The organism is Pseudomonas sp. CM25 (assembly GCF_013179705.1).
In the GTDB taxonomy this organism is placed as follows: domain Bacteria; phylum Pseudomonadota; class Gammaproteobacteria; order Pseudomonadales; family Pseudomonadaceae; genus Aquipseudomonas.
Genome location: NZ_JABMCW010000168.1, coordinates 1 through 11,833 on the forward strand (window position 1 = coordinate 1; position 11,833 = coordinate 11,833).

An 11,833-nucleotide genomic window follows, 5' to 3' on the forward strand; every position below is an offset into this window, starting at 1 on the left:
GGCATCGAAGCCTTCCCGACGAAAATCAACCCCATGCTGCACGGTGGTGGTCAGTTCCACCGGCACATCCGGGCGCAGTGCCTGCCATTCCATCAGGCGCGGCAGCAGCCAGCGCATCACGCAGGTCGGCGCCTTGAGTTGCAAGGTCGCGCGGCGCCCACCCACTTCGTGCACCCCTTGTTCGATCAGCGCGAACACCTGCTGCACCCGTGGCAACCAGTCCTGGCCTTCACGGGTCAGGCTCAAGCCACGGGCCTCGCGCTGGAACAAGGCATAGCCCAGGTGCTGCTCAAGGGCGGCGATCTGGCGGCTCACCGCGCCTTGGGTGATGTGCAGCTGTTGCCCGGCACGGGTGAAGTTGCAGTGCTGGGCGGTGACCAGAAATGTGTGGAGGGCGGGCAGGGGCGGGAGGCGTTTCATTGCGCTAAGCCATGATTACAGGACATGGCTAGTATGTGTTTTTTTGCATTGTGGGCATAGCCACCGCTTGGGTCCAATAAGGGCTCAACCCAACAAGATACATGGTGAACCCCGATGGCAACGTGCGGCGAAGTACTGGTAAAACTCCTTGAAGGCTATGGCGTTGACCATGTCTTCGGCATCCCCGGTGTACACACCGTGGAGCTTTACCGTGGCCTGGCGGGCTCGTCCATTCGTCATGTCACGCCGCGCCATGAGCAGGGCGCGGGGTTCATGGCCGACGGCTATGCGCGCACCCGTGGCAAACCCGGGGTGTGTTTTATCATCACCGGCCCGGGAATGACCAATATCACCACCGCCATGGGCCAGGCCTATGCCGACTCGATCCCGATGCTGGTGATCTCCAGTGTGCAGTCCCGTGATCAGCTGGGCGGCGGCCGTGGCAAGCTGCACGAGCTGCCGAACCAGGCGGCGCTGGTAGCGGGTGTGGCCGCGTTTTCCCACACCTTGATGAGTGCGGCGGACCTGCCGCAGGTGCTGGCCCGGGCCTTTGCCGTGTTCGACAGTGCCCGGCCGCGCCCGGTGCATATCGAGATCCCGCTGGATGTGCTGGTGGAACCCGCCGACCAGCTGCTGCCGGGCCGCCCGGTGCGTGGCAGCCGGGCGGGCGCCGCACCGCAGGCCGTGGCGCAGATGGCCGCGCGGCTGGCCCGGGCGAAGCGGCCATTGATCCTGGCGGGCGGCGGGGCGCTGGCTGCCGGGGCTGCGCTGGCGCGCCTGGCCGAACACCTGCAGGCCCCGGTGGCGCTGACAATCAATGCCAAGGGTTTGCTGCCGGCCAGCCACCCGCTGCAGATCGGCTCTACCCAGTCGCTCCCGGCCACGCGTGCCCTGGTGGCTGAGGCCGACGTAGTGCTGGCAATCGGTACCGAGCTTGCCGAAACCGACTATGACGTGACCTTCAAAGGTGGTTTCGAGATTCCGGGCAGCCTGCTGCGCATCGACATCGACCCGGACCAGACCGTGCGCAATTACTTGCCAGAGCTAGCGCTGGTGGCCGATGCCGAGCTGGCGGCCGAAGCACTGCTCGGCGCCTTGCAGGCCCAGCCGCAGCCCGTGCGTGAAAGCACTTGGGGTGTGACCCGGGTGGCCAACCTGCGCCAGGTGCTGGCAGAAGGTTGGGATCAGCCAACCCTGAGCCAGACGCGTTTGCTGAAGGCGATTCTCGAACGCCTGCCCAATGCGATTCTGGTGGGCGACTCTACTCAGCCGGTGTACACCGGCAACCTGACCGTGGACATGGACCAGCCACGGCGCTGGTTCAATGCCTCGACTGGCTACGGCACCCTGGGCTACGCCCTGCCAGCGGCCATGGGCGCCTGGCTGGGCAGCGCGCAGCAGGCCGGCGAGCGGGCGCCTGCGGTGTGCCTGATTGGCGATGGCGGTTTGCAGTTCACCCTGCCGGAACTGGCCAGTGCGGTGGAGGCACAGGTGCCGCTGGTCGTGCTGCTGTGGAATAACCAGGGGTACGAGGAGATCAAGAAGTACATGGTCAACCGCGCTATCGAGCCGGTCGGGGTGGATATTCATACCCCGGACTTCATCGGTGTGGCGCGGGCGTTGGGGGCTGCGGCAGAAAACGTTGCGGATGTGGCGCAACTGCAGGCGGCGCTGGGGCAGGCGGTAGAGCGCAAGGGGCCGACCTTGATCCAGGTGGACCAGAATCAGTGGCAGGACACGGTCATTGGTTGAACTTTGATCCTGGATTGCTGGTGCTGGCCCAATCGCCGGCAAGCCAGCTCCCACAGGTACAGCGCATGCCGCCAGGTTGATGCGATCCCTGTGGAAGCAGGCTTGCCGGCGATAGGGCCGGTACAGCCACCATGAGCTTCACCCAGCGGTAGCCCGCAACCTGGCCACATCGCGAATCGGCGGTGCGCCATACAGCCGGCTGTATTCGCGGCTGAACTGCGACGGGCTTTCATAGCCCACCCGGTAGGCGGCCACTGCCGCCTCAAGCCCGTCATTGAGCATCAGCCGCCGCGCCTCCTGCAGGCGCAGCTGTTTCTGATACTGCAACGGGCTCATGGAGGTCACCGCCTTGAACCTGTGGTGCAAGGTCGAGGTGCTCAGGTTCACTTCCCGGGCAAGATCCTCGATGCGCAGGGGCAACTGGTAGTTTTGGTTGAGCCAGCTGATGGCCTGGCAAACCCTGTGCGTCTGGCTATTGGCCAAGGCAATTTCATACAGCCGATGACCCTGCGGCCCACGCAGCAGGCGGTAGAGAATCTCACGACGGATCAGCGGCGCCAGCATACCGATGTCGCGCGGAGTCTCCAGCAGGCGGATCAGCCGCAGTAGGGCATCGAGCAACGCGGCATCGGTTTTTTCCACATACAGGCCTCGGCCCGAGGGGCGGTTGGGCACCAGCATCGGCCCGCTCTCGGCGATCAGCTGGCTGATCTCGGCAGGGTCCAGGTCCAGGCGCACGCCAAGGCAGGGGTTCTCGGGGCTGGCGTCGAGCTTCACGGCGCTCAGCGGCAGGGTCACCGATACCACCATGTAGTGCAGCGGGTCATAGGCGTACTGCTCGTCGCCGAGAAACAGGCTTTTGCTGCCTTGGGCCAGAATGCACAGCGCCGGTTGGGCAAAGGTTGGTACCGAGCGCACGTTTTCGGTATAGCGCACCAGGTACAGGTCATCGATGGCCGAAGCCGGGCCATGGGGATCGCCGGCGTGGCGACGGATCAGCTCGGCAAGCTCCTGGCGCTGCAGCTCCAGGGACGTCTCGGTGGAGGTGGCGGTGGTCATGTTGGCGTTCCTCTGATGACCCACGCAGCATATGTTTGCGCCGTGTCGGGAGCTAGTCGAAAGCTGCAGCTCGATTGCCTGATCCTGCCGCGCTGCAGGATCAGGCAATCGGCGTGCAGTAATGGCCTAACGCGCCTCGCGCTCGAGCCCCTAACCTTGGCACCCTGGTTTATCCGTCCGCTGGCTTCAAGGAGATTGTGCAATGACCCTACAACAACCGGTCACCCACCTTGCTTTCATCCGTGCCAGCAGCGGGCGCTCGGCGGAGCTGGGCGCGCGCCTGCGTGACCTGCTCGAGCCCTCGTTGCGTGCACCAGGTTGCCTGAGTTTTACCGTGCAGCGATCGCAGGCGGATGCGGACTTGTGGTTGCTCAGCGGAAGCTGGCAGGACCAGCAGGCGATGAGTGGATACTTCGCTTCGCCGACGCTGGAGGTGTTTGGTGAGCTGGTGCAGGCGCAGGTGGTCAGCAGCCTGGATCTGCATACCTTTGATTGATGTATTGCCTGTACTGGCCCTATCGCCGGCAAGCCAGCTCCCACAGGTTCGGCGCAGGTGCTGAATGGAGTAATATGCCGCAAATTGATCAACGAAGCGGACAGCAACATGGCACGTAGGGAATTCCCGCAATTCGAAGCGGTTTCGGCGATGGTGCCGGTGGACGGTGGCGGCTACAACGCGGCCATCGCGGTCAAGGCTTTGGCAGGCGGCGCACCGCGCTTCCACAAGGTGCTCGATGGGCAGGTGTTCAAGGGCGCCGTGGCCGCCGACGAAGCGGCCACCGCCGAGCTGCAACGCCTGCAGGGCGTCAGCGAAGAGGGTGAGCTGGTCTGGTGATCAGGCCGGCGGCCGGGCCATCTTGAACAGGTTGCCCAGCTCGAAATAGTCCGCCGGGCCACCGCCTCGCAGGATCGGTTCGGCGGCAGCGGTATCGTAGATGCCGTTGTTCAGCAGGTGCTCGGCAATGTGCACCGCCACCACTTCACCCAGGATCAGCCAGCTGGGCACCAGCGCCTGGTCGGCCCGCTTGAGCTGCACGATCTGGCTGACCTTGCACTCGAAGGCTACCGGCGTTTCGCCCACACGCGGCACCTTGACGATGCGCGATGGCGCTGCGCTGAGGCCGCTCAATTCGAACTCGTTCACTTCGGCAGCAACCGGCGCGCAGCTCTGGTTCATCTGCTCCGCCAGTGGACGGGTGGCCAGGTTCCAGACGAATTCGCCGGTCTGCTCGATGTTGTTCAGGCTGTCTTTGCGCCCGACACTGCAGAAACCGATGATCGGCGGGATGTAGTTGAAGGCGTTGAAGAAGCTGTAAGGCGCCAGATTCAGGCGGCCTTCGCGGTCCTGTGAGGAGATCCAGCCGATAGGGCGGGGGCCGACGATGGCGTTGAACGGGTCGTGGGGCAGGCCGTGGCCTTTGGCGGGTTCGTAGTAATACATCTGTGCTGGGCTTGTTGGCCCTACCTCCTGGTGGACAAGGCGCCTAGTGTGCCAAGCCTGTGCCCGGCTGAAAATGATCAAGCCCGGCAAAAGCCGGGCTGGGCGCTCGCATCAGGGATCAGCTGATGCGGTGGCCGCCGGTGCGGTCGAAACCGTCTTCGGCAAAACGTTGGCCGCCGGTGCGGTCGAAACCGTCTTCGGCAAAGCGTTGGCCGCCGGTGCGGTCGAAACCGTCTTCAGCGTAGCTGGCGGATTGGCTCTGGGCTGTGGCGAAGGTGTGGGCGTCGGTGCGGTCAAAGCCATCTTCAGCGAAGGCGCCAGGAGCGAAAACCGAAAGGGCCAAGGTCAGGATAAGTTTGTTTTTCATGGTCGTTGCTCCGGGGTGGATGAAGTTGTTTGTTTCCATGGGTTTAATGCTACTCCGATTAAATTGATTAAAAAGCGCAAAAATATGCACTTTAAGATCCAATAAATCGATATGTTGAGGTGCGGGTCCGGTGGATTGGACAGCGGCCTGACTCTGGAAGCGTCCGCAGTTGCGGGCAGCGTTCTGCCAGCCAATGCAGCTTGATGGTGTGGAATTAATGGGGCGTTAAGAAGGAAAAACCTGACGGCCGAGGCCGATGTACGTATTTTTCATCAATCACCAACCGATTTTTCAGGCGCTGCTCAGCACCATCGCCCCTTCGGCGCCACGTTCGGCGACTTCCTGACCAAGCCCCACGAATAGGGATGGCGACTGGCTCACTGTCCCGTTTGCATCATGAAAAAAGGGCGCCCCATGCGATGGAGCGCCCCTTCAGTCTTGCAACTCCAGCATCAGTCAGTAGTAATCCGCGAGTGCTGCTTGGTGTCCTTCATGGTCGCGTAAACCAGCAGCGAGCAGGCGATGCAGGCGGTGACGTACCAGTAGAAGCCGCTTTCCATGCCAACGCTCTTGAACCACAGGGCTATGTACTCGGCAGTGCCGCCGAAGATCGACACGGTCAGCGCGTAGGGCAGGCCCACGCCCAGTGCGCGAATTTCGGTAGGGAACAGCTCGGCTTTGACCACGGCGTTGATCGAGGTGTAACCGCTGACGATGATCAGCGCCGCCATGATCAGGAAGAACGCGCCCCACCAGGTCTGGATGGTGTGCAGCGTGCTCAGGATCGGCACGGTGAACAAGGTGCCGAGCACACCGAAGGCGATCAGGATAGGGCGTCGGCCGATCTTGTCGGACAGGCCGCCGATCACCGGCTGCAGGCACATGAACAGGAACAGCGTGGCGGCCGAGATGGTGGTCGAGTCGCTGATGCTCATGCCCACGGTGTTGACCAGGTACTTCTGCATGTAAGTGGTGTAGGTGTAGAAGGCCAGGGTGCCGCCCATGGTCAGGCCGACCACGGTCATCAGCTCCTTGGGGTGGCGCATCAGGGTGCGCATCAGGCTTTCCTTGGCCTTTTCCTTCTTGCTGAAGGAGGCGGTTTCTTCCATGCCGCGACGCAGGTACAGGGCAACCACGGCGCACAGGGCACCGATCACGAACGGCACGCGCCAGCCCCAGGCATACAGCTGCTCGGTGGTGAGGGTCTGTTGCAGGACGATCAGCACCGCCAGGGCGATGAGCTGGCCGGAGATCAGGGTCACGTACTGGAAGCTGGAGAAGAAGCCACGGCGTTCCTTGCTGGCCATTTCGCTCAGGTAGGTGGCCGAAGTGCCGTATTCGCCACCCACCGACAGCCCTTGCAGCAGGCGTGCGAAGACCAGCAGGATCGGGGCGGCCACGCCGATGGTTTCATAACCCGGGGTCAGGGCGATGACCAGCGAACCTGCGCACATCAGCAGCACCGAAGCCATCAGCGCGGCCTTGCGGCCTTTGCGGTCGGCGTACAGGCCCATCAGCCAGCCACCGATCGGGCGCATGAGGAAGCCGACGGCAAAGATCGCAGCGGTATTGAGCAGTTGTGCGGTGGAATCGCCGGCCGGGAAGAAGGCCTTGGCGAAGTACAGCGAGAATGCGGCGTAGACGTACCAGTCGTACCATTCCACCATGTTGCCGATGGACCCGCTGAAGATCGACTTCAGGCGGCTGGCGGTGGTTTTTTCTGCGGCAGGCGCGGTGGCCGCCCCGGCGGGCAGGGAGGTGGCGTTATCCATCAGGGATACCTTCTCGTTGTTTTTGTGGAGCGCGCCGTGGCGCAGCTTGCCAAGGCCATTGCAGAAGGTGTGCCAAATGGGTGCGTGGTGATTCATTCGGGGGCATTCAACCCCAAGTGAACCCCGTAATAAGCAGGCCGGCGCTGTCCCTGCAGGAGCGGCCTTGTGTGGCGTGGGCTGCAAAGCAGCCCCAAAATCTCGAAGCAATAAGCGGAATTCCGCTTGCTGTACGCACCCAATAAGCGGATTTCCGCTCATTACCGCCCGATAAAATCCTCGCGCACCAACCCATGCCGCTGCATCTTTTCGTTCAGCGTACGCCGTGGCAGCTGCAACGTTTCCATCACCGCCTTGATCTCGCCCCCATGCTGGCGCAACGCCGCACGCAGGCACTGCGCCTCGAACGCTTCGATCTGTTCGCCCAGCGACCGCCCGGCCGGGGCCACTTCGATGTTCGGCGCACCCAACCCCAGCGCATGCCGCTCTGCCGCATTGGCCAGCTCACGTACATTGCCCGGCCAGTCATGCGACAGTAGCTGTGCCAGCTGAGCGCCCGACAGCGGCGGCGCCACACGGCCAAGCTTTTCGCCAGCAGCCCGGGCAAAGTGCTGGAACAGCAGCGGGATGTCTTCACGCCGCTCGCGCAAGGGCGCCAGGCGCAGTTCAGCTACGTTCAGCCGGTAGGCGAGGTCCTCACGAAAACGCCCGGCCCGGGCCTCTTCAAGCAGGTCTGGCTTGGTTGCGGCAATGATGCGCAGGTCGACGCTGATGCTCTGGTTGGCCCCAAGGCGCTCCAGCTTCTGCTCCTGTATGACCCGCAACAGCTTGGCCTGCTGGGCCAGTGGCATGCTTTCGATCTCGTCGAGGAACACCGTGCCGCCGTTGGCATACTCCAGCTTGCCGATACGCTTGCCCTGGGCACCGGTGAAGGCGCCGCTTTCATGGCCAAAAAGCTCGGCCTCGAACAGTGACTCGGGGATTGCCGCGCAGTTGAGGGCGACAAAAGGCTTGCCGGCGCGAGGGCCAAAATCGTGCAGGCAGCGGGCTACCCGCTCCTTGCCACTGCCGGTTTCGCCACGGATCAGCACATTGACCGGCAGGCTGGCCAGGTCCAGCACTTGCCGGCGCAGGGCTTGCAGGCCTTGCGACATGCCCAGCAGCGTGTCCTCCAGGCGTGACTTGAGGTCCGCCTGTTCGTGCAACCGGCGGTTTTCCAGCACCAGCTGGCGCTTTTCCAGGGCACGGCGCAGGCTGCCGAGCAGGTGCTGCGGGGTAAAGGGCTTTTCCAGGAAGTCATAGGCCCCGCTGCGCATGGCCTCCACAGCCATGGGCACGTCGCCGTGGCCGGTCAGCAGGATTACCGGCAGGTCGGGGTCGTCCGCCTGCAGGCGCTCGAGCAATTGCAGGCCATCCATGCCGGGCATGCGCACATCGCTGATGATTACTCCGGGAAAGTGCGCGGGCAGGTGGGCCAGGCATTCATCGGCGCGCGCGAACAACTGCACGCTGAAGCCGGACAGACTTAGCCACTGTTCGACCGCGCTGCGGATACTGGCTTCATCATCGACAACGATCACTGAATTCAACATACAGGCTCCAGGTCTCGGGGCAGGGTCAGGCTGAAGCGAGCACCGCCGGGCAAGTTTTCGGCCAGCAGCTGGCCACCGGCCTCGTGGACGATCCCGTAGGAGATCGCCAGGCCAAGCCCCAGGCCTTCGCCCACCGGCTTGGTGGTGAAAAACGGGTCAAAGACCTTGGTCAGGTCGGCTTCGGCAATGCCGCCACCGGAGTCGAGCACACTCAGGCGCCACAGTTCGCCATCGCGCTCGATGCGCATCTCCAGGCGTTTGTAACGCTTGTCGGCCATGGCGTCGAGCGCGTTGCGCAGCAGGTTGATCAGCACCTGTTCCAGGCGGATGGCATCGCCGCGCACCCAGGCAGGGCGGGCCAGGTACAGGGCTACCTCAACTTGTTCGCTGCGAATGCGTGCCTCCAGCAAGTGCAAGGCCTGGTCGACCACGGTGGCCAGGTCCAGCCGCTCGCGCAGGCCCACTGGGCTATTGCGGGCGAAGGTCTTCAGATGGCTGGTGAGCGCGGCCATGCGCGTCAGCATCTGCTCCAGCGGTTCCAGCGCCTGACGTGCTTCGTCATGACGGCCATGGTCGAGCAGCAGCCGCAGGGTTTCGAGCTGCATGCGCTGGGTGGTCAGCGGCTGGTTGATTTCATGGGCCATGGCCGCCGACATCTGCCCGAGCGCCGCCAGCTTGGCCGATTGCACCAGGCCCTCCTGAGCGGTGCGCAGCTCGCGGGTGCGCTCCTCGACCTGGCGTTTGAGTTCTTCCCGGTTGCGTTGCCGCAGGCGCGCCAGGCGCAGGCGCTGGCTAACGAACAGCGCGGCAAACACCAGGCTCAGCCACACTGCGGCAGCCCCCAGGGCGGCATTGCGGCCACTGGCGGCGACCTGCGGTTTACGCAACAGGTGCAGGGTCCAGGCCTCGCCAGGCAGCGGCAGGCTTTCCCACAGGTATTCGGTGCTGCCTTGCGGGCCCTGCACACGGCTGAGGTGGCTGTTTTCGGCAAAACGGGTCAGCACCTGGTGTTGCAAGGGCACCAGGGGTTGCTTGTCGTATTGCCGGGTTTCAGCCAGCTCGGCGCGGTCGGCACTGCTGAGCGGTTTGAGCTCGCGGTAGCGCCAGCCATCCTGGTTGGCGATGAAGGTGATGCCGCGGGCGTCGCTGACCAGCAGGATATCGCTGCCTTGGCGCCACTCGCGCTCCAGTTCGGGGAACTCCAGCTTGACCACCATGGCACCGAGGAAGCGGCCCTGCTCATCATTCACCGCGCTGGCGAGGAAGTAGCCCGGCACGCCGCTGGTCACGCCCACGGCATAGAAGCGGCCACTGCCCTGGCTACGGGTTTGCTTGAAGTACGGGCGAAAGCCGTAGTTGGAGCCGACGTAGCTGCTGGGCAGTCGCCAATTGCTGGCGGCAATCGCCAGGCCAGTGCGGTCGAGCAGTTCGAGGGTGGAGGAATTGGCGGCGCCATTGATGCGCTCAAGCTTGCGGTTCAGGGCGTCCTGCACCGCTTCGCTGACCGGGCCGCGCAGGGCGGCGATCAGTTCCGGGTCCAGCGCCAGTACGGCGGGCAGGGCGCGGTAGCGGTCGATCAGGGTGTGCAGGGCGTTGGCATACAGCCCCAGTTGCTGGCTGGCACGCCGGGCGTCGTCTTCCATGGCCTGGCGCTTGGCCTGGTGCATGGCCCAGCCGGCGCTCAGGGCGGTACCCAGCGCGATCAGCAGGGTGATCAGCCCCAGACGCAGGGCGCGAAAGGAAAAGGGCATGGGGCGGATCCGGATGATTGGAATATCGGGACCGGCCCCTTCGCGGGCAAGCCCGCGAAAGGGCCAGTACAAGCGGCCGATCAGTTACAGCAATTCAAAACTCTGCTGCTGCACCGCCTGCGAATCCAGGCCCACCTGGACGTTGAACTCGCCAGGCTCGGCAACCCGTTGCAGTTGGCCATTGTAGAACTTCAGGTCTTCTTCGCTGATGCTGAAGGTCAAAGTCCGTGACTCACCCGGCTTGAGCATCAGCTTCTGGAAGTTCTTGAGCTCCTTCACCGGGCGGCTCATGGAGGCCGACACATCCTGCAGGTACAGCTGCACCACGGTCTCGCCGTCCCGCTTGCCGGTGTTCTTCACCGTCACCTTGGCCTGCAGCGTGTCGCCGCGCTTCAGGTCCTTGCTCGAGAGGGCCAGGCCCGACAGCTCGAAGCTGCTGTAGCTCAGGCCATAACCGAACGGGTACAGCGGGCCGTTGGGCTCCTCGAAGTACTGCGAGGTGTAGTTGCCCGGCTTGCCTGGGGTGAACGGCCGACCGATACGGGTGTGGTTGTAGTACATCGGGATCTGCCCGACCGAACGCGGGAAGGTAATGGCCAGCTTGCCGGACGGGTTGTAGTCACCGAACAGCACGTCGGCGATGGCGTTGCCGCCCTCGGTGCCGGCGAACCAGGTTTCGAGGATGGCGTCAGCCTGCTCGCGCTCCCAGCCGATCGACAGCGGCCGGCCGTTCATCAACACCAGCACCAGCGGTTTGCCGGTGGCCTTCAGGGCCTTGATGAGTTCACGCTGGCTGGCCGGGATCTCCAGGGTGGTGCGGCTGGACGATTCGTGGGACATGCCGCGGGATTCGCCGACCACTGCCACCACCACGTCGGACTGCTCCGCCGCCTTGACCGCCTCGTCGATCAGCACCGCAGGCGGGCGCGGGTCGTCGACGATTTCCGGGGCATCGAAGTTGAGGAAGTTCAGGTAGTCGAACATCGCCTTGTCGCCGGTGACGTTGGAACCCTTGGCATAGACCAGCTTGGCCTTGCCTTCGACGGCACGGCGCAAGCCTTCGCGCACGGTCACCGAATGCACCGGTTTGCCGTCGGCGGCCCAGCTGCCCATCATGTCGATCGGGGCATCGGCCAATGGGCCGACCAGGGCGATGGTGCCGGCCTTTTTCAACGGCAAGGTCTGCTTGTGGTTTTCCAGCAGTACCAGGCTGCGGCGTGCCACGTCACGCGCGGCATCGCGGTGCAGGCGGTCGTTGCCGTAGTAGTCTTTCAGGTCGTCTTCGGCCTTGGCGATGCGCACGTACGGGTCCTTGAACAGACCCATGTCGTACTTGGCGCCGAGTACCTCGCGCACGGCCTGGTCCAGTTCACCCTGGGTCACTTCGCCGGACTTCAGCAAGCCGGGCAGCTCTTCACCGTACAGGGTGTCGTTCATGCTCATGTCGATGCCGGCCCTGATCGCCAGCTTGGCAGCTTCACGGCCGTCACGGGCAACGCCGTGGCGGATCAGCTCCTGGATGGCGCCATGGTCGCTGATGGTCACGCCCTTGAAGCCCCACTCCTTGCGCAGCAGGTCGTTCATCAGCCAGGTGTTGGAGGTGGCCGGCACGCCGTTGATCGAGTTCAGCGCCACCATCACCCCGCCAGCACCGGCGTCGAGCGCGGCGCGGTAGGGTGGCA

10 protein-coding genes and 1 pseudogene are annotated in these 11,833 nt (G+C 63.9%); 3 read left to right on the plus strand and 8 right to left on the minus strand.

The window, feature by feature from the left end; all coding sequences use genetic code 11:
* Positions 1–420 (minus strand): LysR family transcriptional regulator (locus HP546_RS17615; RefSeq protein WP_172227836.1); only part of this gene is annotated, 420 nt, incomplete at its 3' end.
* Between the two features lie 114 nt (positions 421–534).
* Between HP546_RS17615 and HP546_RS17620 the strand changes: the two genes are divergently transcribed.
* Entirely contained in the window at positions 535–2,172 is a 1,638-nt protein-coding gene (locus HP546_RS17620; RefSeq protein ID WP_172227838.1) for a 5-guanidino-2-oxopentanoate decarboxylase, read from the plus strand.
* 138 nt (positions 2,173–2,310) lie between these two features.
* Here HP546_RS17620 and HP546_RS17625 read toward each other — a convergent pair whose 3' ends face one another.
* Positions 2,311–3,231: an AraC family transcriptional regulator gene (locus tag HP546_RS17625; protein ID WP_172227840.1), complete on the minus strand. Its 921-nt coding sequence runs from the start codon at positions 3,229–3,231 to the stop codon at positions 2,311–2,313.
* A 202-nt stretch (positions 3,232–3,433) separates the two neighbouring features.
* Between HP546_RS17625 and HP546_RS17630 the strand changes: the two genes are divergently transcribed.
* Both HP546_RS17630 and HP546_RS17635 read left to right on the plus strand, forming a co-directional pair.
* On the plus strand, positions 3,434–3,727 hold the full coding sequence (locus HP546_RS17630) for a putative quinol monooxygenase (RefSeq protein WP_172227842.1): 294 nt from the start codon (positions 3,434–3,436) through the stop codon (positions 3,725–3,727).
* Between the two features lie 108 nt (positions 3,728–3,835).
* Entirely contained in the window at positions 3,836–4,066 is a 231-nt protein-coding gene (locus HP546_RS17635; protein ID WP_172227844.1) for a hypothetical protein, read from the plus strand.
* Here HP546_RS17635 and HP546_RS17640 read toward each other — a convergent pair whose 3' ends face one another.
* The 6 genes and pseudogenes from HP546_RS17640 to bglX all read right to left on the minus strand — a co-directional run.
* A complete protein-coding gene (locus tag HP546_RS17640) occupies positions 4,067–4,672 on the minus strand; it encodes a flavin reductase family protein (protein ID WP_172227846.1) in 606 nt (201 codons plus the stop codon).
* 121 nt (positions 4,673–4,793) lie between these two features.
* Positions 4,794–5,039, minus strand: a pseudogene (locus HP546_RS17645) (hypothetical protein); the annotation flags it as partial.
* 452 nt (positions 5,040–5,491) lie between these two features.
* A complete protein-coding gene (locus tag HP546_RS17650) occupies positions 5,492–6,811 on the minus strand; it encodes an MFS transporter (protein ID WP_172227850.1) in 1,320 nt (439 codons plus the stop codon).
* 257 nt (positions 6,812–7,068) lie between these two features.
* Positions 7,069–8,400, minus strand: coding sequence for a sigma-54 dependent transcriptional regulator (locus tag HP546_RS17655; RefSeq protein ID WP_172227852.1), 1,332 nt, complete (start codon positions 8,398–8,400; stop codon positions 7,069–7,071).
* Entirely contained in the window at positions 8,394–10,151 is a 1,758-nt protein-coding gene (locus HP546_RS17660) for an ATP-binding protein (protein WP_172227854.1), read from the minus strand. The genes HP546_RS17655 and HP546_RS17660 overlap by 7 nt, the downstream gene beginning before the upstream one ends.
* An 84-nt stretch (positions 10,152–10,235) precedes the next feature.
* Positions 10,236–11,833: beta-glucosidase BglX (gene bglX, locus HP546_RS17665; protein WP_172227856.1), on the minus strand; the 1,598-nt coding region annotated here is incomplete at its 5' end.

Excerpts from the sequence above, each read along its gene's own strand:
- HP546_RS17620 (WP_172227838.1), top strand. The coding sequence starts at position 535 with ATGGCAACGTGCGGCGAAGTACTGGTAAAACTCCTTGAAGGCTATGGC.
- HP546_RS17625 (WP_172227840.1), bottom strand. The coding sequence starts at position 3,231 with ATGACCACCGCCACCTCCACCGAGACGTCCCTGGAGCTGCAGCGCCAG.
- HP546_RS17630 (WP_172227842.1), top strand. The coding sequence starts at position 3,434 with ATGACCCTACAACAACCGGTCACCCACCTTGCTTTCATCCGTGCCAGC.
- HP546_RS17635 (WP_172227844.1), top strand. The coding sequence starts at position 3,836 with ATGGCACGTAGGGAATTCCCGCAATTCGAAGCGGTTTCGGCGATGGTG.
- HP546_RS17640 (WP_172227846.1), bottom strand. The coding sequence starts at position 4,672 with ATGTATTACTACGAACCCGCCAAAGGCCACGGCCTGCCCCACGACCCG.
- HP546_RS17650 (WP_172227850.1), bottom strand. The coding sequence starts at position 6,811 with ATGGATAACGCCACCTCCCTGCCCGCCGGGGCGGCCACCGCGCCTGCC.
- HP546_RS17655 (WP_172227852.1), bottom strand. The coding sequence starts at position 8,400 with ATGTTGAATTCAGTGATCGTTGTCGATGATGAAGCCAGTATCCGCAGC.
- HP546_RS17660 (WP_172227854.1), bottom strand. The coding sequence starts at position 10,151 with ATGCCCTTTTCCTTTCGCGCCCTGCGTCTGGGGCTGATCACCCTGCTG.